The organism is Acinetobacter sp. PFS20 (assembly GCF_052261015.1).
GTDB lineage: Bacteria > Pseudomonadota > Gammaproteobacteria > Pseudomonadales > Moraxellaceae > Acinetobacter.
On sequence record NZ_JBPVZE010000001.1, the window covers coordinates 3,250,964 to 3,275,890 of the forward strand.

General features: G+C 37.2%; 21 protein-coding genes. 6 read left to right on the forward strand and 15 right to left on the reverse strand.

The window, feature by feature from the left end; translation table 11 throughout:
• Positions 1-675 precede the first annotated feature (675 nt).
• The 5 genes from ACS125_RS15375 to ACS125_RS15395 form a co-directional block, all read right to left on the reverse strand.
• Positions 676-1,704: a Csu type fimbrial protein gene (locus ACS125_RS15375; RefSeq protein WP_443273133.1), complete on the reverse strand. Its 1,029-nt coding sequence runs from the start codon at positions 1,702-1,704 to the stop codon at positions 676-678.
• Positions 1,695-4,103: a fimbria/pilus outer membrane usher protein gene (locus ACS125_RS15380; RefSeq protein WP_443274003.1), complete on the reverse strand. Its 2,409-nt coding sequence runs from the start codon at positions 4,101-4,103 to the stop codon at positions 1,695-1,697. Before ACS125_RS15380 ends, ACS125_RS15375 begins: the two co-directional genes overlap by 10 nt.
• 40 nt (positions 4,104-4,143) lie before the next feature.
• Positions 4,144-4,851 carry a fimbrial biogenesis chaperone gene (locus ACS125_RS15385; protein ID WP_004791755.1) on the reverse strand — a complete coding sequence of 236 codons (708 nt, stop codon included), beginning with the start codon at positions 4,849-4,851 and terminating at the stop codon, positions 4,144-4,146.
• Positions 4,852-4,934: 83 nt separating this feature from the next.
• The gene (locus tag ACS125_RS15390) at positions 4,935-5,462 is read right to left on the reverse strand and encodes a Csu type fimbrial protein (RefSeq protein ID WP_004791753.1); all 528 of its coding nucleotides are present in this window, start codon (positions 5,460-5,462) and stop codon (positions 4,935-4,937) included.
• Between the two features lie 534 nt (positions 5,463-5,996).
• Positions 5,997-6,428, reverse strand: a complete 432-nt coding sequence (locus ACS125_RS15395; RefSeq protein ID WP_443273136.1) for a hypothetical protein — start codon at positions 6,426-6,428, stop codon at positions 5,997-5,999.
• Between the two features lie 466 nt (positions 6,429-6,894).
• Between ACS125_RS15395 and ACS125_RS15400 the strand changes: the two genes are divergently transcribed.
• The 3 genes from ACS125_RS15400 (at position 6,895) to ACS125_RS15410 (ending at position 10,388) form a co-directional block, all read left to right on the forward strand.
• Positions 6,895-8,568 carry an FMN-binding glutamate synthase family protein gene (locus ACS125_RS15400; protein WP_443273138.1) on the forward strand — a complete coding sequence of 558 codons (1,674 nt, stop codon included), beginning with the start codon at positions 6,895-6,897 and terminating at the stop codon, positions 8,566-8,568.
• Positions 8,569-8,776: 208 nt separating this feature from the next.
• Positions 8,777-9,832: a linear amide C-N hydrolase gene (locus tag ACS125_RS15405; protein WP_013197447.1), complete on the forward strand. Its 1,056-nt coding sequence runs from the start codon at positions 8,777-8,779 to the stop codon at positions 9,830-9,832.
• A 61-nt stretch (positions 9,833-9,893) separates the two neighbouring features.
• Positions 9,894-10,388, forward strand: coding sequence for a hypothetical protein (locus tag ACS125_RS15410; RefSeq protein ID WP_005306413.1), 495 nt, complete (start codon positions 9,894-9,896; stop codon positions 10,386-10,388).
• 56 nt (positions 10,389-10,444) lie between these two features.
• Here the strand turns inward: ACS125_RS15410 and ACS125_RS15415 are convergent, their stop codons facing one another.
• From ACS125_RS15415 to ACS125_RS15435, 5 genes are all read right to left on the reverse strand, one after another.
• Positions 10,445-11,473 (reverse strand): alpha/beta hydrolase, encoded by a 1,029-nt coding sequence (locus ACS125_RS15415; RefSeq protein WP_004791742.1) that lies wholly within the window; start codon positions 11,471-11,473, stop codon positions 10,445-10,447.
• Complete coding sequence (locus ACS125_RS15420) at positions 11,473-12,594, reverse strand: YdcF family protein (RefSeq protein WP_443273141.1); 1,122 nt, start codon at positions 12,592-12,594, stop codon at positions 11,473-11,475. Before ACS125_RS15420 ends, ACS125_RS15415 begins: the two co-directional genes overlap by 1 nt.
• 4 nt (positions 12,595-12,598) lie before the next feature.
• Complete coding sequence (gene murB, locus ACS125_RS15425; RefSeq protein ID WP_443273143.1) at positions 12,599-13,633, reverse strand: UDP-N-acetylmuramate dehydrogenase; 1,035 nt, start codon at positions 13,631-13,633, stop codon at positions 12,599-12,601.
• Positions 13,634-13,652: 19 nt separating this feature from the next.
• A complete protein-coding gene (locus ACS125_RS15430) occupies positions 13,653-14,156 on the reverse strand; it encodes a low molecular weight protein-tyrosine-phosphatase (protein ID WP_004791736.1) in 504 nt (167 codons plus the stop codon).
• A gap of 326 nt (positions 14,157-14,482) precedes the next feature.
• Positions 14,483-14,710, reverse strand: a complete 228-nt coding sequence (locus ACS125_RS15435) for a tautomerase family protein (RefSeq protein ID WP_174741043.1) — start codon at positions 14,708-14,710, stop codon at positions 14,483-14,485.
• Between the two features lie 62 nt (positions 14,711-14,772).
• Here ACS125_RS15435 and ACS125_RS15440 point away from each other — a divergent pair, with 62 nt between their 5' ends.
• Positions 14,773-15,243, forward strand: a complete 471-nt coding sequence (locus ACS125_RS15440) for a winged helix-turn-helix transcriptional regulator (protein WP_443273145.1) — start codon at positions 14,773-14,775, stop codon at positions 15,241-15,243.
• A gap of 64 nt (positions 15,244-15,307) precedes the next feature.
• On the opposite strand, the gene ACS125_RS15445 is transcribed toward ACS125_RS15440, so the two are convergent.
• Complete coding sequence (locus ACS125_RS15445; protein WP_443273147.1) at positions 15,308-15,619, reverse strand: YcgJ family protein; 312 nt, start codon at positions 15,617-15,619, stop codon at positions 15,308-15,310.
• A gap of 349 nt (positions 15,620-15,968) precedes the next feature.
• On the opposite strand from ACS125_RS15445, the gene ACS125_RS15450 reads away from it, so the two are divergent.
• Positions 15,969-17,126, forward strand: coding sequence for an iron-containing alcohol dehydrogenase (locus tag ACS125_RS15450; RefSeq protein ID WP_443273149.1), 1,158 nt, complete (start codon positions 15,969-15,971; stop codon positions 17,124-17,126).
• The gene (locus tag ACS125_RS15455; RefSeq protein ID WP_443273151.1) at positions 17,126-17,560 is read left to right on the forward strand and encodes an acyl-CoA thioesterase; all 435 of its coding nucleotides are present in this window, start codon (positions 17,126-17,128) and stop codon (positions 17,558-17,560) included. Before ACS125_RS15450 ends, ACS125_RS15455 begins: the two co-directional genes overlap by 1 nt.
• Positions 17,561-17,608: 48 nt before the next feature.
• Here ACS125_RS15455 and ACS125_RS15460 read toward each other — a convergent pair whose 3' ends face one another.
• The 4 genes from ACS125_RS15460 to cpaA all read right to left on the reverse strand — a co-directional run bounded on the left by ACS125_RS15460 (position 17,609) and on the right by cpaA (position 24,901).
• Positions 17,609-19,837 (reverse strand): phosphocholine-specific phospholipase C, encoded by a 2,229-nt coding sequence (locus ACS125_RS15460; protein WP_443273153.1) that lies wholly within the window; start codon positions 19,835-19,837, stop codon positions 17,609-17,611.
• Positions 19,838-20,161: 324 nt separating this feature from the next.
• Complete coding sequence (dnaX, locus tag ACS125_RS15465; RefSeq protein ID WP_443273155.1) at positions 20,162-22,342, reverse strand: DNA polymerase III subunit gamma/tau; 2,181 nt, start codon at positions 22,340-22,342, stop codon at positions 20,162-20,164.
• A gap of 123 nt (positions 22,343-22,465) precedes the next feature.
• Positions 22,466-23,098 (reverse strand): metalloprotease secretion chaperone CpaB, encoded by a 633-nt coding sequence (gene cpaB / locus ACS125_RS15470; protein WP_443273157.1) that lies wholly within the window; start codon positions 23,096-23,098, stop codon positions 22,466-22,468.
• 21 nt (positions 23,099-23,119) lie between these two features.
• Positions 23,120-24,901, reverse strand: coding sequence for a metalloendopeptidase CpaA (cpaA, locus tag ACS125_RS15475; protein ID WP_443273159.1), 1,782 nt, complete (start codon positions 24,899-24,901; stop codon positions 23,120-23,122).
• Positions 24,902-24,927: the final 26 nt, after the last annotated feature.

Genomic DNA, 24,927 nt, shown 5'->3' on the forward strand with positions numbered 1-24,927 from the left:
AAACCAGTTTTAGCGAACTTTGATTTAAGCATGTTTCTCTACAGTCTACAAATAGTCTACAAGCGCTTTTTAGTCTCAATAAAATACGCACTTTTTCTAATTTAAGCTATTATTTTTTATAGAATTTATAAAACAACACAACCCACAAGCACACTATAAAAAAAGTAGAATCCGCCGAGTCTGGTTTGGATTGTAAGTGGTTGGAACAAGTTGTAAACCTTAGTAGTTTCAATAGGTTAAAATTAGAGATAATTGTATATTCAAAGCATCCCAACCCCACAATTTTAACACTTTGTTTTCCCATACAAATAACTAAATTATTAATAGCTTACTTCGCCTTTAAAAGCTTTTTTTATTGATAAGAAAGACTAAATGAATATAAGACAACTGTAATTTAATTTGTACAATCTGTTAACTTGTGTAAAAATACATTTAATATTCATAAGGTATTTATTCATCAGATGTTTTTTCTTATTTTTTTAATTTGCCTTTTTCTATTTTTACTTATTCTAAAACAACATTACCGTTGATTACCTTTTTACATCTATCTTTTCTTTAAAAGCTTTTACACCATCTTCAAATTAGAACAATTAAAAAATCAAATCTAAACCTCATGACTATTCGCATGAGCAACTCAATATAAAAACAGACTCAACTTCAAATTCTAACAGATTATTAATAAGTTACTGTAACAACTATCGTATCTGAGTACTTACCAGGTGTCGTTGAAATAGTTGTACCCTGCGGAATTTTCCCATAAACGTTTGTACTTTGGGCACTGCCTGAGCCTGTTTTAGAAACACCTCCAGAACCTCCCACCGTGTTTACACCACCAGTAGTGTCCCATACCGTACTATTGTTAGAATCTTTATATAATTGATAAGGAATATACTCACTACTGCCATTTGTCATACGTCTAAAACCACCAACAATACGGTTATTTCCATCGCCCAAATAAATACTGTATGGCGTACTATTATTACAAGTCGTGTTCACTACTCCTTGAGCTGTGTAATCACGACTCGTCGTACCAATATCATTAATATTGCCAAAATCCACATTTGATGTGGAATCTAATTGGCACAAACTCGGTACAATATAATTAGCAGTGATAGTGGTATTACCTGAATCCCAGCCCCCCCCACTATTTCCCTCACAAACACTGCTCGAATTTGCTTGCATGTCCCAGAATAGTTGAATGGAGCCTGTATAAGTTCCTATTGGATAGGTGGTTAAGGAACCCGATCTCGCTGGAACTTTAATACTTACTGAGTAACTAATAATATTACTTGGTGCAACCGTTGTAACTGGACCGTACCAAACATTTGAAGTTTGATTCGTAGTAGAAGAGCCAGCCCCACCTACAGTTGCCGTAACCGTATAAGGTAAGGTCACACTATTATTCGCAGTGGTTGCCCCTGTAAATACAGTCTTCATACACATGTATTGTGATATTTGAGCATTACTTCCCACATTCGTACAGCGAATGGTTCCCGTATAGGTAATAGTAGCATCACTATTAATAGTGGCAGCCGTATAGGTATACGTACCATTAGTGGTTCCAGTTACCGCACAAGCAGCATGTGCAGAGCTAAAAAATGCATATAATATAAAAAACAAAACAGGTGCTAAAATATACTTTATGGCCAATGAAAACTTTTCATTCTTCATCCAAAAACTATGACTCGCAGTAGTTATCGACATACATAAGGCCCCAATTTTTTAGCACTGTATTGCTTATTTTCATACGCAAAATTAACTTGGCATGAGCCATGATCCAGTAGATCGACTTCAAGCTTGTTTTGCTTTAAGAGGTTTGGAATAAATACTTCACCGTCATAGCCAACTACACCATTTTGTTGCCCATTAATGCGAACTGTATATCCCGGTAATAAAGGTGAATTATTTTGGTCAACAAGCTTCACTAATCCAGAAATAACCTGATGAGCATCAAAGTCAATCAAAGCTCCTTGGCGATAACCTACGAATGCTGTTTGGTTAGTGGATTTAACATCCCACTCTAAAGGTAAATATGATGGATCTAGATAGATATGATGAAGCTGATAGGGTCTTAAATTTGCAATTAAGAATCGACCAGTTCCATCAGTTGCTCCTAAATTTACCCCGCCATTTAAAATTTGGCTTTGTGGCCCAGCATTGGTCACGACTGCGTAACCATCACCAATTTCATGGGCTGCAAAAATTCGCCCTGCTGCCGCAACCAATGATCCTGTGGCTGAAAGTGCAACTTGGTCGTTATCCCCAATTCGGTTGTATCGACCAGTTAGGTAAGCTGCGCGAGCACGGTAAGAGGCATAGAACGATGCATTGTTTTGATTCGCATCCTGATCACGCTCAACATAAGCTCCCCATCCAAATGCACCGATTTGTGGATCGCTAAATCCATTTATTTCTTGTCTATACGTTGTTTTACCACTTTCATTAGAAATACTTGTAATCGCATTGATTCGGGTAGAGGGTGTGTAACGCAGCGCAAAGTAAATGCCATAGTCTTTTTGGTGTTCATAATCTTTATACGCTGACGCATAAAAGCCCCAGTTTTTGTTCAGGCTTCCGCTTAAATTGGCAGACACTAATTTATTAGAGTTGTCGCTATATTTGATCTGATTATAGCCCAGATAAGCACCATAGCCTGCGTAAAAATTATAGTTCATGCCTGCCCTAAAAATCTCATCTGCCAGCGCACTGTAGCTCAGATAGTTCTGTGGTTCAGGAGTCATCTGGTTATCTTTTAAATATCGAACTTGAGACACACGGGCAAGGTCAAAGTAATTATCAAACACTTTGCGGTAGCTAGTATTAAACGAAATATTCTTACTAATGCGTCCTTCTAAACCCACTAGAGCAGAATAACCGTTTTCATCTTTATACTGACTCGCTGCAATATCAGCATTAATCACCCCAAAACCAAAAAGATTCTTGGCAAAACCAGTGCCTAGATTTGATAGGCCATCTGTTGAAGCCTCTACCCCACCACTTAAGGTCAGCGAATTGCTGTAGCCATATCGAATCGCACCCGAAGCAAAAGTGGCATCATCATAATCGTTGGAAAACAGTCCGTAGTTATAGCGTGGAACACCGACATCTACTGAGAATTCGTTAATACCTTTTGCCAAAATTTTGGATGAAAAATAGTAAGCCTGTTTGGTAATGCTCTGCTGACCCGTTGCATCGGTGGTCACAAGAGTGACTTCATTGCCTGAAATAAACGGGAGCTGTTTAATGTCAAATGGACCTGATGGCACAAGCCCTGAATAAATCTTTTGCTGGTTAACGTATAAATCTAAAGTCGAAGGCAATGCAGCCGAACCGGAAAATTGTGGCAGTGCCGAGGTGACAAGATCACCTCGTTGAGTATAAGCACTCGACCATTGGAAACCAGTCAAACGTACACTGCTACCCCAGTCAGAACTATTGGAAATAAAATCCCCTAAGGTATATATCCTAACTTTTTCAGGATCTACATATTGCCACTTACTTTCTAAGCGCACCCATTTTTCATGGCTATAACTATTTTCATTACTACCGTTGTATAAAACACCTGAAGAAAAGTTACCAATTGCGCTGTTAAAGATCCCTTCTGCCGAACCTGAGAAAACATTCTCGTCATTGGTTATGGTGTTATACAGACTATAGTTCAGAATAGCCGCATTTAAGGGCTTCATTTTCAGCAAATGTGGGTTGGTACTCTGCTGACCATTTAAATCAACTGAATAATCCGTCAGCATGTTCGACGAAACTTGTAAATTTAGAGCCTGTTCGTTCTCTAGATACTTAAACTGAATTCCTTTTAGTTCATTAATACACACCCATTGATTATCCGGGATATGTTCATCCATTTTTATTCTTAAAACTTTCAAATCACGAGTACGGATATACAGCTTTCTATCTTGATCTTGGCGTACCGAAATCAAATCTGTTGAAATACTCGAATTAATAGAAATCTTTAAGAAAAGCTGTGTATACGCCTTATCAGAAATGAAGACCTGATGAGAAGAACTTGTAACTTCCGGAATACTTGGTAAAGCAGCATTGGTGCTATCTTGCAATGATTCAGCAAAAGCATGGATCGGCAAGTACATAACACATAAGGCACTTACGAGATATTTCATGTGTGCCTCTTTAAAGAGATGTTTGCTTACCGTTAATATTCAATGAAATATTATATTTATGATCCGTTTGAAATTTAAAATCAGGACTGATATTAAAATTTCTTGCTTTGCCAGCAAGAATATAACCATTCACTGTATTTACTTTAATTGCATAACTTTTATTTGCTGTTGTATCAACAATAGTTAGATTGCTTAAAAGTGCATGTCGATTTCCAATATTATTAATTATAAGAGAGGAATTATTTTGCTCTTGCTGAATTGACCAAGTAAGTTTAGTCATTGCGTCCTTATTGACTACAAATAGGGGCAATGAAGAACGTAGTAGTACGTTAACCCCCTGATCTACTTTACGGTTATCAATCGGTTTTGGTAACTCATCAATAATTATACGATAGGTTTGTTCACCAGAAACTGGTACTGGATTAATTCTAACTACACGTAAGTTATAAGAATCATTAGGTTGTAATTTTAAAAATGGTGGACTAATCGCGATCTCATCTGTAGGTATTAATTGATCTTGCCCAGCATTTTGGCGCCATTCAAATACACGTACCTGCAAATCACTACTTTCATTTGACTGATTATACAAACTAATTGAGGACGCAGCTTGATCACTTAATATTTCAACACTTACAGGCGAAAGACGAATTGATGCAGCATTCAGCATACTAGGCAAAAATAATAATAAACTTGTAGTAACAAAGATATTTTTTCTCATGATTTGCCCAGAACGACTTTTCTCAAATTAGGCTAGCTCTCTAAATCAAGAGCTAGCAATGACACAATAAAACTTATTAAAAATTAATAAGTTACTGTTACAGTCACAGTATCAACATAGCTACCAGCACTTGGTAAAGTTGAGCCAGCTGGAATACGACCATAGACGTTAACTGTTTGTGGTGCACCAGTACCAGTACCGCTATAAGCAGTAGTTGCAATACCAATCGCTGTTGCACGGTTAGTGTCAGAGAAAAGGTTGTAAGGAATATATTCGTTGCTAGTTGCACCACCAATCATACGACGTTGAGTCGTTTGAGCATTTTTGCCAGCATCGAAAGCCAAAGTCCATGGCACAGTGTTGTTACATAAAACTTTAATTGCAGTACCACCTGTCGTTGTGGTGTCTGCGTCTACATTGCTTGCAAGAGAACTTAAAGTACCAAAATCTAAAACTGCGTTAGCTGTTGTACCTGTAGCTGAAGTATTCAATACACAGCTATTTGTAATTGTTGCTTTAACGGTCAAAGTACCTGTTGCAGTTGCAGCATTTGCGGCATTGATAGACATTAAACCCAAAGTAATTACTGATAAAATGAGAGAATTTTTCATGGTTAAAAACCTTTTTACATTACGCCAATAAAATTAATAGATGTAAAAACTAGCCTTCCCCATCACAATCACTAGCTTTTCTGATTGTTTTTTCAAAGCGTTATTTTTTTACTCTACTTACGGCGCATAATACAAAAAAACAACAAAAACACTAATATAAGTTTCATTCTAAATATCAATTAACAATTCAACTTCTGATGAATTTCTCAATTATAAAAATTTTTAGGGTTTAGCGCGCTTTTTATGTCGATTTTCGATAATTTCATCTAGCTTTTGTTAGTTTTACTAAAAAAATTATAGATTTTCATTAGTTAAAGTTTACCATCACTTTTAGTATTTTATATTTTTTTAATTTTTGGTAAAAAAATTATGGACAAAAAGTAAGCTACTGATTGTTCTATATATTTTAAATGAATAACAAAAGAATATTTTATGAATAAGAAGTCTAAGTAACTTATAGATATTTTTAGGATTTTTCAATAATTTTCAGCAATTGCACACTATTTCCTTCTACGAGAAGGAGGGCGTGTTAGCTTAACTATTTCTAAAAATTAAATGAAAAATCAAACCAAGAAATCCACCGACCATAGCAAAACCTAACTGTATATAGGCTTTACCATACCAAGCTAATTCCCTAAATTGATAATCTGCACTTTGCGACCCCATTACTAAAATATTTTTAATATCCCAGCTATGGAATCCTTTAGGTCTTTCTGCAAAAAAATCTAGAATAGGTGTAAACCCAAAAACAAATAAAATACCCAATAAAGGATAAACAATAGATCCAGGAAATATAGGATTATTCTTTCTTTCCATAGAGTCAAATATTATAGTTGCAGCAACTAATATACTTTGTACTAGAGCGACTTTTTTGAAAGTATCTAGATCAAAACCTAGATAGAACATTAAGGTTAAGAAAAAAACTTCTGTGAGAAAAACGGAGCAGATTAATAGTTTCCAATTCATTTCAGTCCTTAAATGATTTTTTAGAATCTTATATAGTTGTAGTAATGTGTATTAAAAAAATATTTCAATTTATTTATATTAGCAAAAAATAATTAATTAGGACAACATCAATTAAATCAAAAAATATACAAATAAAAAAGTTATTATTAATTAAATCTAAAGTTAAATCTAATTAATCCATATCCCTTTTAATGAAAATACTTAATGGAAATATTCTTTATTACAGCTAAAAATTTATAAAATATATCAATTTAATAATTAAGTATTTGATAATTTATTCAATCTCCTAAACCTCCAAATTAGATAATAATAATCGCTTAAATACTTTTTTAAAAATCTATTTCTAAATTGAGTGAACCACAGCTGTACTGTTTATTTTCTCTTGAGACTAACAATTCCACACTTGTAGTTTCACTTACTTATTGGCAAGGTATGTACCAGTAAAACATTAGGAATTTGTTCCAATATGGCGAGTCCAGCACAAATCATTCGACATAAATTTCTCAATACATTCTTTTCGCGCCATTCTCTCTGGTTCTTATGTATTTTTACTGCACTGAGCATTACATGGTTTCGAACCGTATACACCCCTCATAGTATCTATTATTTTATTTCAGATACTCTCCTTAACGGGTTATGGGTGCTCACGGGTGCGCTAAGTTTATTAGGCCTTTATGATGTTTTGCAGAATAAACATTCAATTCTAAGAAACTACCCAATTATGGGGCATTTCCGTTTTTTATTTGAAGATATACGCCCAGAAATTCGCCAATACTTTATTGAAGCGGACCAAGATGCTCTACCTTTTTCTCGTATGCAAAGAAGTCTAGTTTATCAACGTGCTAAAAATGAAAATGCAGATAAACCATTTGGTTCAATCATTGACGTTTATCAAGAGAATTATCGATTTATTGTCCATTCAATAAGTCCTTGCCCACCAGCAGATCCAAAGAGCTTTCGTATTCAGGTGGGTAATGCACAATGCCTTCAACCGTATAGTGCATCAATTATGAACATCTCTGCCATGAGTTTTGGTAGTTTAAGTGCCAACGCCATTCGTGCGTTAAATAAAGGTGCACAGTTAGGTGGTTTCTATCATGATACTGGCGAAGGTAGTTTAAGCCCTTATCATCTGGAAAATGGCGGTGATATTGTTTGGCAAATTGCCAGCGGTTATTTTGGCTGCCGTACCTTAGATGGGAAATTTGACGAACAAAAGTTTGCCAAGCAATCTCAATTACCACAAATCAAGATGATCGAGCTGAAGCTTTCCCAAGGCGCAAAACCAGGTCATGGTGGTATTTTACCTAAACATAAAATTACTGCAGAAATTGCGCAAATCCGTGGTGTTTCTCGTGATCATGACTGTATTTCTCCTGCAAAGCATTCTAGTTTTTCTACCCCTATTGAAATGATGTATTTCTTGCAGAAATTGCGCACATTATCTGGTGGTAAACCAGTTGGTTTTAAACTTTGTATTGGTCAACCTTGGCAATTCATGAGTATTGTTAAAGCAATGCTAGAAACAAAAATTGTTCCTGATTTTATTGTGGTTGATGGTTCTGAAGGTGGTACAGGGGCAGCGCCAATCGAGTTTAGCGACAATATTGGTACTCCATTACGTGAAGGCCTACGTTTTGTTCATAACACCCTTGTGGGTGCAGGACTCCGAGATCAAGTTAAGATTGGTGCGAGTGGTAAAATCATTAGTGCCTTCGATATTGCCAGTACTTTTGCGCTAGGTGCAGATTGGGTTAATTCAGCACGTGGTTTCATGTTTGCTGTTGGATGTATTCAGGCACAAAGCTGTCACACTAACCAGTGTCCTGTAGGTGTTGCAACCCAAGATAAAGACCGTCAAAAAGCAATTGATGTACCCACTAAATCAGAACGTGTATTTAATTTTCATAAAAATACATTGCATGCCTTATCAGAAATGATTGCTGCAGCCGGTTTACGTCATCCTTCGGATATTAAAGCCCACCATTTGGCTCAGCGAGTAAATGACCGTGAAATTAAGAACTATGCTCAATTGCATTTTTTCTTAAAAGAAGGCGAACTTTTACAGTCTGAACTTAATAATGACGATGATAATTTTTATTATCGTATGTGGAATATGGCAGATGCTAATCACTTTTAATTTATATTAATTTGATATGTTGAGCATTACATTCATAGTGTGATGCTCTTCCACATTTAAAACAAATATGTGATTTTCTTAAATTTCATTCCCCTTTTAATTTGTCTTTAATAGATTTTTCACCTAATATAAAAGTATAAATAACGTACACACTTTAATTTTATTTAATAAAAATTTTTTAATGTTTATAACAAAAAGGTATCTCATCATGTTGAAAAAAACATTCATCTCTTCTTTTGTCGCACTAGCAGTAGGTTTAAGTAGCTATGCTGTTGCTTGTACACGTGCCGTATATTTAGGCAATAACCAACATATTATTACTGCTCGCTCAATGGACTGGAAAGTTGATACGGGTACAAATTTATGGATTATGCCAAGCGGGGTTAGTCGTGATGGTAGTGCTGGCTCCAATTCAATAAAATGGACGTCTAAATATGGAAGTGTAATTGCCACAGGCTATGAAGTTTCCACAACAGATGGAATGAATGAAGCTGGCTTGGTTGCTAATATTTTATGGTTAGTGGAGTCTCAATACCCAGATGTGAAAAAAACGGATAAGCCTTTACTTAGTATTGCGGCATGGGCTCAATATGTACTTGATAATTTCGCAACTGTCGATGAAGCCGTTAAAGCATTAGAAAAAGAACCTTACACGATTGTGACCGATAATGTTCCAGGCGAAACACGCCTCACTACCCTACATTTATCTATTTCTGACAAAACAGGTGATAGCGCAATTATTGAATATATTGGTGGAAAACAAGTGATTCACCATAGCCGCAGCTATCAAGTCATGACTAACTCACCTACTTTCGATAAACAACTTGCACTTGCCGAATATTGGAAACAAATTGGTGGAACAATCATGCTCCCCGGTACAAATCGAGCATCTGATCGCTTTGCACGTGCATCTTTTTACATTAATGCAATTCCTAAAAATGATGATAGTAAACAGGCTCAAGCCTCTGTATTTAGTGTCATTCGAAATGCGTCTGTTCCCTATGGACTCAATACGCAAGAAGAACCGAATATCTCTTCAACTCGCTGGCGAACTGTGGCCGATCATAAACAGATGCTTTACTTTTTCGAGTCAGCACTATCACCAAATGTATTTTGGGTTGATTTGAAAAAGATTAATTTTAAAGATGGTAAAACGCGTAGACTAGATTTAGGCCCTGATCAAAGCCATATATATGCAGGTGATGCCACGTCTTCTTTTAAAATTGCAAAACCATTTGTATTTTTAAGCCCATCTATGCGTTAATTTATGTCAAAATTTATACACTTAACATAAATAATATTAAGCATACTCTCTTGGAATTTATATGATGAAGAAATCTCTACTCTTATTGGGTTCATGTCTACTTACAGCGGCTTGTAGCACCACACAGGTTAGTACAACCGCTCCTAAAGAGGTAAAGACAGCGGGTCAGCTAAACTGCTCCCCAACTGAACTATGCCCAAGCTTGCTCGTGAAATGGAACGAGAATCAAAAAGATCAGCTTCGTGTAGATGTTCATTTAAGTAGTAGTTATAACTTTTATGATATTAACGAGTTAACATTTGATATTGATGGGAAACGATTTAACTATCAACCTGCTCAATCAACTGAAAAAACGAATGTGAGCCGATTAGTTCCTAAACATTCTACCACTTTCTTTATTATTCCAAGTAAATTCTTGCAAGAGTTTAAAAGTGCTCAAAATGTAAACGTTTTGATAAAAACGGATAAGGGAACAATCGAACGCAATATGTATAGTCCACAAAAGCAGTCTTCGGTTTATAAAAACTTTATGCAGCTTTATCAAAATTCAAAATAAAGTACAAAGATTAAATAATGCATCTATCCAATTTTTTTGGATAGATGCATTATTTTTTAATAATAAAAATGTTTTGGCTTCGCATGTAAAAATGCTGGAATCAATCCCGTTAAAGCTGCACGTATATCCGCACGCTCATTAATTAATTGATGAGACCCTTCTTCTAGCATTAATAACGTTTGTAGTCTAAATTTACGACGAATAAATTCAATGTTGTAACGCCAATCAACTGTCTGATCGAGAGCACCTTGTGCAAGCCAGACAGGAATACGACAAGCTGGCCGCTCTTCCATTTCTTGCATCCATTTAGACATTGCCAAAATCCAGTCCATGCCCATCATTCGAGGTTGCAAAGGATCTTTTAAACGAATGAAACGTAAAAATTCAGGATTATGATTATTACGTCTAAAGTGTCTTGGTACTTGGCGCTTAATACGGCGAATAATACCCAATCCAACTGGGTTATGCCACCATGCTGTTTTTGCAGGACGAATCAAAGGAGAAAGTAGCAAAACTCTATCTACAATCGGATCTTGGCGTTTTTCAGCATATTCCAATAAGTGATGCATCCAGATTGCGCCACCCGTACTTTGACCAATTCCTACCCAAGGTTTTGGTAACTGATCTGCATGTTTTACATATTGATAAACAGCCATTAAAACTTGTTGATAGTGATCAAAATTTTGAATACTTGCTGGTGAGCCATTGCTTAAACCATGCCCTGGTAAGTCATAGGTAATGACACTAAAGCCTTGTTCAAGAATTTCACGAATAATGGGCTGATAAATACCACTATGCTCAAGATAGCCATGTAATAAGCAGACAGTACCTTGTATTTTTTCTACTTTAGGCTTGAAAACTTGCACATGTAATCGGAACAAAGGCATTTGAACATAGCCCTGCCAATGATCACATTCAAGTAAATGCAAACCATATAACTTACGGTAAGCTAGTAAATCTCGAGACGGTTCTTCTAAGGTATTTAAATTAAGTGGACTTAAAACCTGTGGCGTAAGATCACGGTTAGGAACCGGCAAATCTAATTGTTTTAATACGGCAGGATTGAGAAATGGGATATCTGACATTAAGGTACCTCTCGACAATCGCTTGAGCCAAACAACATGTCGCGAATTGTCGCAAGTAATTCATAATTTGCACGACGGCTATGATCGTAATTTTGCACACTTGGTTGCCAGCGTGTCAGTGGTGTTGGCATTGGAGCCACCACAGGTATTGTTTCTATACCATTTAAAGCAAATAATCGGCGAGTACGTGGCATATGGTATTCATCTGTAACCAACATGACCGTCGGTGCTCCACCCTTTTTCTGAAGCAATAGAGAACTAAATCTTGTATTCTCACAAGTATTCATACTACGTTTTTCTAGTAACTTTGCATCAACGCCGCGCTCTTTTAACCAAGCTTGCATATAAGGTGCTTCAACACCGCTCAGTACAATAGGAAGCTGATTTTGTTTTTCAACTTCTAAAGTTTTTTCCAGTCTCAAGCGTGTATAACCATTAACTACAATATCTTTTCCATTTTTATCAAGCGTCAAACCACCACCTAATACAACAATTGCATAAGGTTGTGTTAACTTTTTAGATGAGGCTGGTAAAGGGTTTTTACGAACATACTCGATTTTCTGTTCAGGCTCGCTAACAGCTTTCTGGTGTTCTGGCACTACAGGTTTTCTTGCTAAAAACTCGGTATATTGCTCTGTAAGGGCCTTATTTTCTGAACTATTAATAAAGAGTGCCTCATCAATAGGGCTACTTGCTTCATCAGCAGCATCAATTTCTGAGTTTTTCACGACTAAAGGAACAGTTACAGAAGCGGCCGCCTCTGAATCTTGTTCCTTTTCTTCTAAAAGAATAATTTGCTGCAAAGCCTTATAGTTTTCTTGAAGATAAGTCAGATCTGTTGTCTTTTTTTCACGTAAAGCTTTTTCGGTCAGCTTTAAATACGCTTGACGAGCAATCCATAGATTTGAACCCGGCTCTAAATTATCATGTTCACTTAATGCAGCCTGTCTCTGACTTTCAGCGGCAACTTGATTCACATCGACCGGTACAAAATAATTAAGTCCAGCTACAATTAATTTTGAATAAAACGGCGAATATAAAAAAACCACGAAACAGCCTAATAGTACAAATAGCACGGTGACTACTTGTACTAAACGTACCATTAAGTGTACTTTTGGCATAAAACTATTCCGTATGATTTTCAATTAAACCTAAACTGTTATAAAGCACAGGCTCTGGTTCTAACATAATATGGAAATGCTGATCAACATCATGTTGTACAGCTTGATAAGTTTTCTTTACATCAGTAAGAGATGCATTGGCATAATTCACCAAAACTAATGCCTGTTTATGAAACATCCCTACCATATCGAGTTGCTTCCCTTTCCAACCCGCCTGATCAATTAACCATCCTGCTGCAATTTTAACGTTTCCACTGGCTTGAGGATAATGTGGAATTGTTGAGAATTGTGTGATTAGACGTTCAAATTCTTGAGGATTAACAATCGGATTTTTAAAGAAACTACCTACGTTTGGATACTCTTTTGGATCGGGGAGTTTACTTTGGCGAATATGGATCACTTGATTTTGTAAGTTCTCAGCAGTCTGATTGTCTCCCACTGCTTGCTTCAAATCACCATAGTTAAGTTTTAAATTTGGCTGTTTAAGTAATTTAAAAGTGACATGTGTGATGATGTAACGGTTCGGATCATCTTTAAAAATACTATGGCGGTAAGCGAAATGGCAGTCAGCCGCTAAAATTGTCTGAGTTTCTTTTAATTTACGGTCATACACTTGTACCGATTCAATAAACTCACCAACCTCTACTCCATAAGCACCAATGTTTTGTACGGGTGAAGCACCCACTAACCCTGGAATAAGTGCTAAATTCTGCAAACCAAACCAATTTTGCTGAGTGCTATATAAAACAAAATCGTGCCAAACCTGCCCTGCACCTACTTTGACTTGAACAAAATCATGATCTTCAGATAAAACTTCAATTCCTTGAATATCAAGATGAATCACTAAGGCATTGATCTGCTGCGGCAACAACATGTTACTACCGCCCGATAACACAAGTACATTTAAATGATGCTGCTTAGCAAAATCCAAAGCTTCTTCAATATCCTGAATATTACCGACTTTTGTGTAATGTGAAGCTGTTGCATCTAAACTTAATGTATTGAATGGCTTAAGCTGTACCTGATTCTGAATTTGCATTGTGTTGAAAAACCTATTCTTAAACATTCAATTGTTTTTTTAAAATATTAATCCACGCCAAACTACTAGACTCGCATTGGTCAAGTACGCGCTCGAAGCCATCAGCACCACCATAATATGGATCAGGTAAGGCTTGTTGTGGATATTCAGGATCATGCTCACTCATTAAAGCTACTTTTGCACGAATTTTATGAGTACCAAACTGAGAAACCGCGCTTTGTAGCATGTCATGAATATCATCAAAGTTTTGGTGATCCATTGCTAAAATCAAATCAAACTCTAAAAAGTCTTGAGTTGAAAGCTGCCTTGCACGTAAAGACGATAAGTCATACCCTCTTTTTTTAGCGTGCAACTGACTACGCTGATCAGGTGCTTTATTTGGATGATAATTACTCGTTCCAGCTGAATCGACAATGACATTAAGTTGATGTGCATCACAATAATGTCTGAAAACCACTTCAGCCGTGGGAGAACGGCAAATGTTTCCTAAACAGACACATAACACCTTATATTGTGTTTCCATTAGAAACTACTTCCAAGCATTTGAATTAAATAGAAATTAATATGGAGCATGTAAAATCCTGACAAAACTACCAATGATTGTCAGAATCGAATTGACCATTGTGACGTGTTGCATTTTGTCAAAACTCACATGGCTTGAAAAGGAAAATAATGTTTATCAATAGATTAAAAGTTGATAAATCAGTCGACAAAGTAGCTGACCTTCTAATTTTGAATAAAATAATAAAGCCCTCCGAAGAGAGCTTTTACATCTTAAAACAGGTTAGCAACTACTTAATGTACAACTTATGATTTTCTAATACAACTTTAGTAAAAGACCTAAAATAATCATTTAACGTTGCTAATCAACTCAATCATTTCCTTCGTTGGCCTTAAGCTACCTAATTGCCACTGTTCAGGCGGATATTCATCAATTCGTATCCAGACATGTTCTTGAAAAGCTGGATTTCCCTTTCCTTCTATCTCTACAAATAAATTTGTTATTCGTTTGAAAAGCTCGGCTTTACTATCTTTATCTAGTAAACCCTCTATAGTTTGTATATTTATAAATGGCATAATGCTACCTGAATTAAGTCTAGGTCTAAATTATAGACTCATGTTAATTGGAGCTCCCTAGAATGTCAAATATTATTCCAGATCATAGATTTTCAGTAGATGTATGTGGAATCTTCAAAATTGCTGAGATATTGAACGATAGCTGGACAATCCTATTGTTAAGAGAAGCTTTTTACGGCGTAACAAAATTCAATGATTTTCTGGAAAATACAGGTATATCGAAGCAAATTTTATCTAATCGTCTAAAACACCTCATCCAATTAGAAATATTTGAACTATCAATTTATAAAGAAGTGGGTGTACGAGAGCGCAAAGAATACTTACTCACCAAAAAAGGTAAAAGCTTAAATATTGTTTTGCTTGCCATGCTTGAGTCCGGTAGTAATTTTATTGAAGCAGATAAAGATGTTGTGAAAATTTTTAAGAAGAATTCAGAAGATCAACTCAAATTAAAGCTTGTTGATTCATCTAATCAAATCATAGATCTTAATAATCTGGAACTGAAACTCACTCCTCACAGAAATAAGGAATAACTTTTTATTTAGATATAAAAAAAGCCCAAGTATTATGGGCTTTCAAGCAACATGAAGACAAAAATCATTTATTTTTAAATAATTTATCAGTCATATTTCTATCAATCTTACTGCGATGCCCATTCTCAAAATATCGATCAACATGGCATAGTTTTGTGTTGGTATCACAGAACACACCATTTGAGAGTGTAAATGCTGAAGTATCAAAATCGCCTTGAGAGAATGCTCTGTTGGCTTTGGGAGTTCCTAAGTATTTGGCTGTAAGTTTTTTAGATACACCCTTCTTGTCAGCACAAATATATTTATCACAAATTACACCTTTTTTAGGTGAATAGACGCTAGAGCTTGTTTTCGCCATTGCTACGGAGCTCAGCATGAAGCAAGTGCATCCAATAACACTAAGTAAAGTTTTAGAAATTTTCACTTTTTGAACCGAATAAAATTATAAATTGTTAAGACATTATATGAATTAGCAGCCTTCAGGAAAATCTACTGAACAGTATAAATAACAAAAAGCCCACCTTTCGATGATCTTTTAAATTACTTGCATGATCTCCGTTTATCGTCTGAATCTAACCACATGAAAGTAGTGACTATCTCATATAACACTCAACATAATCGCCTCAGAACTACTTTATTTTAAGGTGTCTTATGCTAAGTTATTTGAAGATTGAATCTTATAGAACCATTCGACAATAATTTTCAAAAATAAGGAAATAATGTATATGAGCCATTTTCAATTTCAAACCGTTCCAAATATCATCTCTGGCTTAGGCTCTATACAAGAATTACAAAATGTTTTGTCTTCAAAAGCTTACCGTAAGCTATTGCTAGTCACAGATGCAGGCATGGTCAAAAATCAATTACACCTGCCCATTCTTCAAATTTTAAATACGCTCAATATTGAATATGTTATTTATGCAGATGTTCAGGCTGACCCACCAGAACAAGTGGTCTTAGATGCAGCCAATTATGCAAAACAGCAAAATGTAGATGCCATTATTGGTTTTGGTGGGGGCAGTTCTTTAGATGTTGCAAAAGTAATCGCTTTACTCGCCCACCCCAACCAAACACAAAGTTTGCAAGAGATGTATGGTGTAAATCAGGTCACTACAACTCGCCTTCCGCTTATTTTGATTCCTACTACGGCTGGTACTGGCTCAGAAGTAACGCCAATCTCAATTGTGACTACGGGTGAAACGACAAAAATGGGGATTGTCTCTCCAGTACTGTATGCCGACACAGCAATTCTTGATGCCACCTTTACTCAAAACCTTCCAGTCCATATTACTGCTGCGACAGGTATTGATGCGATGGTGCATGCCATTGAGGCATATACTTCTAAGCACAAAAAAAATATATATACCGATATTTTAGCCAAACATGCACTCAAGCTACTAAATCATAACTTACCGAAAGTTCTTAAAGATGGTAAAGATTTAGAAGCACGTCAAAATATGCTTTTCGGTTCAATGCTTGCAGGTCAAGCGTTTGCAAACTCGCCTGTTGCTGCTGTGCATGCTTTAGCTTACCCACTGGGCGGTCATTTTCATTTGTCGCATGGACATACCAATGCTTTAGTACTGGTTGAAGTATTAAAATTTAATGCACCTAATGCAAAAAAATACTATGCAGAACTTATGCAATGGCTCGATCCATATAGTAATGGCAGCACTGATGGCTTGTGTGATCTGTTTATTGATCATATGCAAAACCACTTAGACCGTAGTGGCTTGACCTTAAAACTTAGAGATTTGGGTATAGATGAGTCGAGCTTACCTCGGCTTGCACAAGATGCCATGTTACAAACTCGCTTGCTACAAAATAATCCACGAGACATGACAGAAGCCGCTGCTTTGGCAATTTATCAGGCGATTCATTAATGACTAAACCAGTTTTAAAAAACCGAGATCAATTTAAGTTCTTTTTAGATATTCAAACGCGTTGGGCAGATAACGATATTTATGGTCATGTGAATAATGTGACTTACTATAGCTATTTTGATACAGCAGCCAATGCGTTACTGATTCAAAAAACAGGTTTTGATATTCATGAAGCAAAATCAATTGGGTTAGTGGTTGATTCAGCTTGTAGCTTTAATCAGAAATTGTCATTTCCAGAAATTATTCAAGTGGGTGTTGCGATTGGGAAAATCGGCACCACATCTTTACGCTATGAATTGGCAATCTTTAAACAAGGTCAAGACCAAGCCTCAGCTCAGGGACATTTTGTTCATGTGTTTGTTGATCGCGAAACGCGTAAAACTGTACCTATTTCTGAGACAGTTCGTGAGGTTTTAAAGAGTTATTTATTATAAAAAACGGGGCAAAAAGAAAATAAACTACTCTTTTTGCCCCCTCTCTACTTATATCATTGCAGGATCACTAAAGGAGTCTTCACCCGTCTCAACTCGACCAGCAAAACGTCGGTAATAATACGGATCACTTTGACTGGTGATTTCAAAATCATACCAATGTCCCACGTCAGCCAAAGCCCAATGTTGCTTAACAACCTGTCCCGCTTTTACGGTAAGTTGTAAAGGCGCATCTTGTCGATATGCACAAGGTTTTACCGTCAATATTGCATCCTTGGTACCATCATTCATGAGCTCTACGTATACATCACCGTTGGCAATGTCATAGCACACTCGAATTTCAGGTTTAATGCCCCTATCGATAATACGTTGAGTATCGCCTTTAAAATGACGATGATAACCATTTGGACCAAGTACCCATAGGTCGTAACGACCTAAATTATCTTTTAAAGCGTCCCATTCATCATCTAGAGTTTTATTCGGCTCGACAATATAACGCTTTGGAATACGGTCCAAGTTGAGCTTGTCATATACATGGAAAACCGCTGCCTGTTTCCCCGTATTAGAGAAAATCAATTGCACTTTACCATCGGCTTTACAGCGCGCGCTGGTATGCAACTCGTAAGGTAGCGCACGTGACAGGCGTATGCCACTTTGCTGAATCGGCAACTTAATATCCGTTGGTACAGGCACAGCTGGTAAGGCTTCTTGATTTTCTCTTAGCTCATCTGCCTGCAAACGTGTTTGCTTACCATTCAGCTGCGGTAAAATATCTGCATTTGGTGTTTTAAAGTTAAATGCACTGGTTAAATCACCACACACTGCACGGCGATATGGACTGATATTCGGCTCTTTTACACCAAAACGTTTTTCTAAAAACATGAGCACGGAAGTATGGTCAAAAACTTGCGAGTTGACCCAACCACCACGGCTCCATGGGGAAATCACATATAACGGAACACGAGGACCCGGACCATAAACTCGTCCATCAGGTGTAGGCTGAGAATGGCTTCCTTCAGGCGCAGCATGGTCAAAATATTCATCCTGCATATCGGCACTACTTAATGTCGATTTACCTGCATACTGGCCATTTTTGAAACGAGATGGCGCTGATGGTGACGGTACGTGGTCAAAGTAACCATCATTTTCATCGAAATTGATAATGAGTGCTGTTTTACTCCAAACCTCTGGCACAGCAGTTAATGCATCAATAATTTCTTGAATAAACCAAGCCCCTTGAACTGGGCTTGAAGGGTCTGGATGTTCGCAGTAAATCGATGGCGCATTAATCCAAGACACTTGCGGTAATTTCCCTTCACGGATGTCGCGTTTAAAAGCGTCAAGATATTCTTCTGGTTTATTACCCGGCAACGTATTTGCAATGCCTTTGTACAATGGGTTTTTGGCATTATCGGTCGCAGCATCATAAGCTTTATACGGTAGCTTTTGACCTGTATCGGCATATGGTTTATTCGGCTCACCACCACTTGAAACTGGATAACCAGATGCAATGTTCGCCTTTCTAAACGTACGAAATGCACCAAGCATGTTATCACCCCATTCATCTGGCATATTTTGATAACAAATCCAGTTTACACCTGCTTCTTCTAAACGTTCGGCATAGGTCTTCCACGTATAACCGCGATCTGCCGTCGCTGGGTTACCATCAATCCAGTCCCACTCATTGTTTACAAATGAACGCTTGGTCGGTGTCGCCCCATTTGTACCTGTTAAATGATAAGAGCGGTTTGCATCTGTTCCAGTGTGCATAGAGCAATGGTAGGCATCACAAATCGTAAAGGCATTCGCAAGTGCAAACTGATATGGAATTTCTTTTTCTTTAAAATAACCCATGGATATATCAGTTTTATGGGTTGGCCAATTCGCCATACGCCCATTGTCCCAAGCCAACTGACTATCGTTCCACGTATGCGGAGTACCATCTGCACGCTGCGCATTATTGGCTGTACCATCTAAATGAAAAGGCGTTAAAACTTGCCCATTACTTCTAAGCTGCTCCCAAACACGGCGGCCACTTGGCAGAGGAATTGTAAAACGATCGGCAAACCCTCGGACGCCTTTTAACGTTCCAAAGTAATGATCAAAAGATCGATTTTCCTGCATTAAAATAATAACGTGTTCGACATCCTGGATGGTGCCAGTTTTATTGTTTGCAGGAATTGCTAAAGCTTTTTGAATACTAGATGGGAAAGCTGCCAATGCCGCAGCACCAAAACCCATATTTAAAGAATAATTTAAAAATTTACGACGTGTAATCATGATCAGGTTCTTTTTATTATTGAAGTTTATGGTGCACAGCGCATTACAGGCTTTTTACCTGTTTCTGGTGTATTTGAATTATCATTTGATGAGTCGTTACAACCACTCAGCAGAATCGCGCCGATTAATAAAAAATATGAATATTTAAAATAATTTATTCCAGTGCATTGCCTTTTCATTGCTATGTACAATCCATTTAAAATCTAAAATGGCTAACATAGAAAAGTACAATGACAGTGACATGACCCAAATATTTCAATCCAGTGAAAAATATGAAAATTCTATTATTTTCATATTCTGCACCAGATCAAAACTCAGTTAAATTTAAGGCTTTAATTGAATATTTTGTAATTCGCCATCAAAAGTTTCTATGAGACTCTTAATGATAGGTTGTTGCTGTAACAGCTCGGCTGCTCGGTGAAAGGCTTTTTCTTTACGCGCACTTTGAATGGTATATGGTGTAGATGTATTCAAAGCACCATATTCAACTGTAAATTGAGTATTCGGCCATTGCTCATTTAATGCATCAATAAGGCCTTGCTGTAACTGGGTCAGCATATTTTCGTATTCCTGAGGAATATGGAAAATAGTATTGCCACCAATTTCACCCGTCATCACACCATGCTGCGCAAGTTCTTGAACAGCTGGAGAAAGCTGACTGTTTCTAAACCAATATTCCCATTTTTCAAGTGTCCAATCACCTTCTAAAACTTGAGGAGCCAGCTTCAAGATATCTTGAGGCATCAGCTGTACGTTATCAGTTTCGCCAGGCTCTTTCACAACTGCAACTGTTTCTGTTTGAACCATTACTTCGGCTTGCACAAATGACTGTTGTTCAATAACAGGTTCAGAGACAAGATCAGGCGCATCTTGGGCCAACGAAAATTCAGTGTTAGGCGTTTCAAATAAACCCATAGGTTCAGCAGTGAAAGCTGGTTCAGGTTCAATATTTTTAGTTTGTGTTTCTGCCTGAACTTGTACTAACTTTTGTTCTGGTACCGGAATGAAATCTTCCTCTAGAACACTAACAGTCTCGTGAACAACTGCTGACTCAAGCCCAATCAACTCATGATGATTTGGGTCAAATACCATTAAATCCTGATTAGACTGAGGTTCAGGTTCAGGTTCAGGTTCAGGTTCAGGTTCAGGTTCAGGTTCAGGTTCAGGTTCAGGTTCAGGTTCAGGTTCAGGTTCAGGTTCAGGTTCAGGTTCAGGTTCAGGTTCAGGTTCAGGTTCAGGTTCAGGTTCAGGTTCAGGTTCAGGTTCAGGTTCAACCATAGCCGGTTGACTAATAACTTCAACAGGCTGAACAGCACTTACAGGAGCAATATCTTGAACTTGTTGCTGTACTTGGTGATTTAGCCCTACTACTGCTTGCTCATTTTGTTGAACAGGCTCTGATACTAAAATTTCATTTGGCGCTAAAGGACGGAATGCCAATAAGCGTAAAACGCACATTTCAAAACCTTGCTCTTGCGTCACAGCAAGTTGCAAGTCTGAACGACCTTTACATGCGATTTGGTAATAAAGCTGCAAATCTTGAGCAGAAATCAGCTTAGACAGCTGCATGATTTTGCGATTGATTTCATCGCTATATTTCAAACTCAAATCAGGTAGATATTGCAAAATTGCCAATTCATGCAATGTCGAAATCAACTGATCAAGCACAAGTGAAACATCTAGCGCTTGATGTCTAAATTGCAATAAAAGCTGACTAACTTTCTCACGTTGGTTCTGATGAATCGCTAAAATCAAATCATAAATAATCGTACGGTCAATCAAGCCAAGCATTTCTTTAACATCTTGATGATGTACAGAACCTTGACCATAAGCAATCGCTTGGTCAGTTAAAGATAATGCATCACGTAATGAACCTTGAGCAGATTCAGCAATCTGCCAAATTGCATCTTGATCGGCATTAATTTGTTCTTTTTCAAGAATAGCACCAAGGTGCTTGGTAATTTCATCAACAGCTAAAGGGCGTAATGTAAATTGCAAACAACGTGAAATAACCGTAATTGGTAGCTTTTGCGGATCAGTCGTTGCAAATAAAAACTTAACGTGTTCCGGTGGTTCTTCTAATGTTTTTAATAACGCATTAAAGGAATGCGTCGATAACATATGTACTTCGTCAATCAGGTAAACTTTAAAACGACCTTGCGTTGGCGCATAAGGAACGTTGTCTAAAAGTTCACGTGTATCTTCTACTTTTGTTCTTGAAGCAGCATCGATTTCGATCAGGTCAATAAAACGCCCTTCGTTAACTGCTTTACAGGTTGCACAGACTTCACATGGTGTAGAAGTCACACCCGTTTCGCAGTTCAAACACTTGGCTAAAATACGTGCAATTGTAGTTTTACCTACACCACGCGTTCCTGTAAATAAATAAGCATGGTGTAGACGACCGCGTTCCAATGCACTACTTAATGCACGAGAAACATGGTTTTGCCCCACTAACTCATTGAAATTACGTGGACGGTATTTTCTAGCAAGTACTTGATACATGTATGCTCCTTTTTACAGGCATAAGCATACTTTGTTTTTAAAAGAGTGTGAACGCATAAAGCTCATATCCGTACAGATAAACTGCGAACTGGCTACTTTTCTCTACCAGAACCCTTTATTTGTCTAAGGATGATCATGATGTAGCTCTTGATCAGTTACACCCTCATCCATCGTTTGGACCAACCCAACACCATCCTTAATTTCAGCCGAATAATTTCCCTTCTCGGTAAAAATCTGCATGATCGTATAGTGATCTTTTTGACTTTGAGTAATCGTAAAGAAATTTTGGTTTGGATCGCCCTGATCAAATTTTCCAGTCCATCGAACAATATCTTGGTCAACAGGTTCAATCTCTACAATTTTGCCCGTGCGATTAATGCCATATTCCAACATTTGAAATTTAACAGTGTCGCCCACTTTTTTAAGTTCAATCACATTTGGGTCATATTTAATGACCATACCTTTAGCATTTTTAAGCAGCGGAAAATTAACATTCGAAGGTAATTGATCCTTTTCTATTTCATTAAAAACAATCTGTTGCCTAGACAACTTTTCCTTTTCTGACGGACTCAAATTCAGCATATTTTGACGAGCAAATTCATTTTGGCGATCTGCGACTTTTGTCCCAGACTCTTGCCGACTTTCTAAAGGCGACGTTAAAGCAGAAGAGCTTTGCTGTGAAAAAGCAAACCAGATTAAAACTGCTAACGCCATGCAAGCGATAGCAGTTCCTATTAATAATTTATTTTTCTTCATTATTTACAGCTAAAATAGAAATTAGTTATATAGAGAAATTTTCTGCGCATTCAAGTTAATGACACTGACAGCATCGATCTTCCCTTCTTCACCTAAACGTACACCATATTTAGGGTTATACAGATACGGACTCGAATAGAAATTAATATTATTACCACCCATTGCAGTACTTCCTAACGGATGGGCAAAACCTGAACCAATGTTGGTTGAACCATTATGGTACAGACCAAGATTATGCCCGACTTCATGACGCATGGCCGCGAAAGAACAACCTGCAATATCATTTGCACCAATCATGTTATATGCAGAAGCATTAATCCAAGCCCAACCACAGCCACCGTCGCCCGGTTCATTACCTTGATAATAAACACCGTCTGCCAATACACGTTTACGCTCATTTTGTACCGTCGTGTCATCTCGTCCAGTCGAGATCGCCTCTTTTAAAGTGGTAGCAGGGATTTTATAAGTTAAATAGCCAACATCTCTTAAGTAAAAACGTGCATTTGAATTTTCAGCGGTTAAGTTTGTTAGATTTACGCCTTCAATCATTCTAAGTTTTGCAGCGCTCTCTCCTAAAATTGAATTTACTTCTGGGCTAGAAACCAACAACATATCAATTGTATAACTATCTACTGTCCAGCCTTGAGCGGTGTAAATAAAACGGCGATTTTCACCATTTTTAATTGCAGTAGACAAGCCATTAGCTGCATTAATATATGTGTCTGTCGATGCATTCGACACAATAACGACCTTATCCCCGACTTGAGCTTTAGCGGGTAGTTGCAAGGTCGGCTGCCAATTTGATGTAGACAATTTCACCTTTAAAGTGGGCTGAGTCATATTCGGTAAAGTTGCAGGGATTGTTGCCGTTGAATCAATTATCTTTGTAGGTGAAGAGATCAGCTGCCAATATCCTTTGTCGCTTACATACATAAACTCATATTGATCGCCTGTTTTAAGCGTTAAAGTCGCTTGGCTATTAATATTGGTGTTATTAATTTTTGCAGACCAAGTCGCTGTAGACTTAATAATAATTCTATCCCGATCACTTGCAGTGGTAGGCAAAGTGAAATTGGAAACCCAGTTCCCATCTCCAAATGCAATTTCGGTAAGCGGACTACTTACCACGGCTAAAGATGTTCCAATTTGCTGAACATTTAGCTTCTGAGGTTTTATATATTCTGGAACCCATTTTCCTAAAGCAGAATAATATTTAAACCAATATTCAGATCCATTTTTTAGTGTAAAACTGCTCGGGAATAGTAAATTTGTTTTATCAATCTCCGAGCTTGCACTTGCCGTAGAAACAATTTGTACGGTTGTTCCGTCACGTACATCACTCGGTAATGCAATGGTTTGTGCCCATTTGTCATTTTGAATAAGTACTTTTTGCATGGATGCAGTTGTTAATGGAACAACTTCATAGATTGCACCATTGGTAGGACTCACTGTTGCTAACTGAGCAATCCATTTATTTTGACTGCTATTAAAGATGAATTGATAAACATCTCCACTATTTATTTTCAACACTTCTAATGGAATATTCGTATTAGAAGTATCTAAATAACTACTATAGGCGGCACTAGAACGAACTGTAATTTTGTCCGAATTATTAGCGCTTGCCGGTAAAGAGAGATTTTTGACCCAATTTCCATTTGCTAAAGAAAATTCTAAATCTGAATAACCAGATGGTATTGATCCACTATTATTATTCTGATTTGGTGAAAGTACAGTTGCAGCATATACAAGTGAAGACGCAACAATTGCTCCAATAATAAGTGATGTTTTTAATTTAAAATTCACAGCGGCCTCTTTTATTTGTTTTTAGA

Bases quoted from the DNA above. Each gene is read 5' to 3' on its own strand.
- ACS125_RS15375 (WP_443273133.1), bottom strand. From the start codon at position 1,704: ATGTCGATAACTACTGCGAGTCATAGTTTTTGGATGAAGAATGAAAAG.
- ACS125_RS15380 (WP_443274003.1), bottom strand. From the start codon at position 4,103: ATGTACTTGCCGATCCATGCTTTTGCTGAATCATTGCAAGATAGCACC.
- ACS125_RS15385 (WP_004791755.1), bottom strand. From the start codon at position 4,851: ATGAGAAAAAATATCTTTGTTACTACAAGTTTATTATTATTTTTGCCT.
- ACS125_RS15390 (WP_004791753.1), bottom strand. From the start codon at position 5,462: ATGAAAAATTCTCTCATTTTATCAGTAATTACTTTGGGTTTAATGTCT.
- ACS125_RS15395 (WP_443273136.1), bottom strand. From the start codon at position 6,428: ATGAATTGGAAACTATTAATCTGCTCCGTTTTTCTCACAGAAGTTTTT.
- ACS125_RS15400 (WP_443273138.1), top strand. From the start codon at position 6,895: ATGGCGAGTCCAGCACAAATCATTCGACATAAATTTCTCAATACATTC.
- ACS125_RS15405 (WP_013197447.1), top strand. From the start codon at position 8,777: ATGTTGAAAAAAACATTCATCTCTTCTTTTGTCGCACTAGCAGTAGGT.
- ACS125_RS15410 (WP_005306413.1), top strand. From the start codon at position 9,894: ATGATGAAGAAATCTCTACTCTTATTGGGTTCATGTCTACTTACAGCG.
- ACS125_RS15415 (WP_004791742.1), bottom strand. From the start codon at position 11,473: ATGTCAGATATCCCATTTCTCAATCCTGCCGTATTAAAACAATTAGAT.
- ACS125_RS15420 (WP_443273141.1), bottom strand. From the start codon at position 12,594: ATGCCAAAAGTACACTTAATGGTACGTTTAGTACAAGTAGTCACCGTG.
- murB (WP_443273143.1), bottom strand. From the start codon at position 13,633: ATGCAAATTCAGAATCAGGTACAGCTTAAGCCATTCAATACATTAAGT.
- ACS125_RS15430 (WP_004791736.1), bottom strand. From the start codon at position 14,156: ATGGAAACACAATATAAGGTGTTATGTGTCTGTTTAGGAAACATTTGC.
- ACS125_RS15435 (WP_174741043.1), bottom strand. From the start codon at position 14,710: ATGCCATTTATAAATATACAAACTATAGAGGGTTTACTAGATAAAGAT.
- ACS125_RS15440 (WP_443273145.1), top strand. From the start codon at position 14,773: ATGTCAAATATTATTCCAGATCATAGATTTTCAGTAGATGTATGTGGA.
- ACS125_RS15445 (WP_443273147.1), bottom strand. From the start codon at position 15,619: ATGCTGAGCTCCGTAGCAATGGCGAAAACAAGCTCTAGCGTCTATTCA.
- ACS125_RS15450 (WP_443273149.1), top strand. From the start codon at position 15,969: ATGAGCCATTTTCAATTTCAAACCGTTCCAAATATCATCTCTGGCTTA.
- ACS125_RS15455 (WP_443273151.1), top strand. From the start codon at position 17,126: ATGACTAAACCAGTTTTAAAAAACCGAGATCAATTTAAGTTCTTTTTA.
- ACS125_RS15460 (WP_443273153.1), bottom strand. From the start codon at position 19,837: ATGATTACACGTCGTAAATTTTTAAATTATTCTTTAAATATGGGTTTT.
- dnaX (WP_443273155.1), bottom strand. From the start codon at position 22,342: ATGTATCAAGTACTTGCTAGAAAATACCGTCCACGTAATTTCAATGAG.
- cpaB (WP_443273157.1), bottom strand. From the start codon at position 23,098: ATGAAGAAAAATAAATTATTAATAGGAACTGCTATCGCTTGCATGGCG.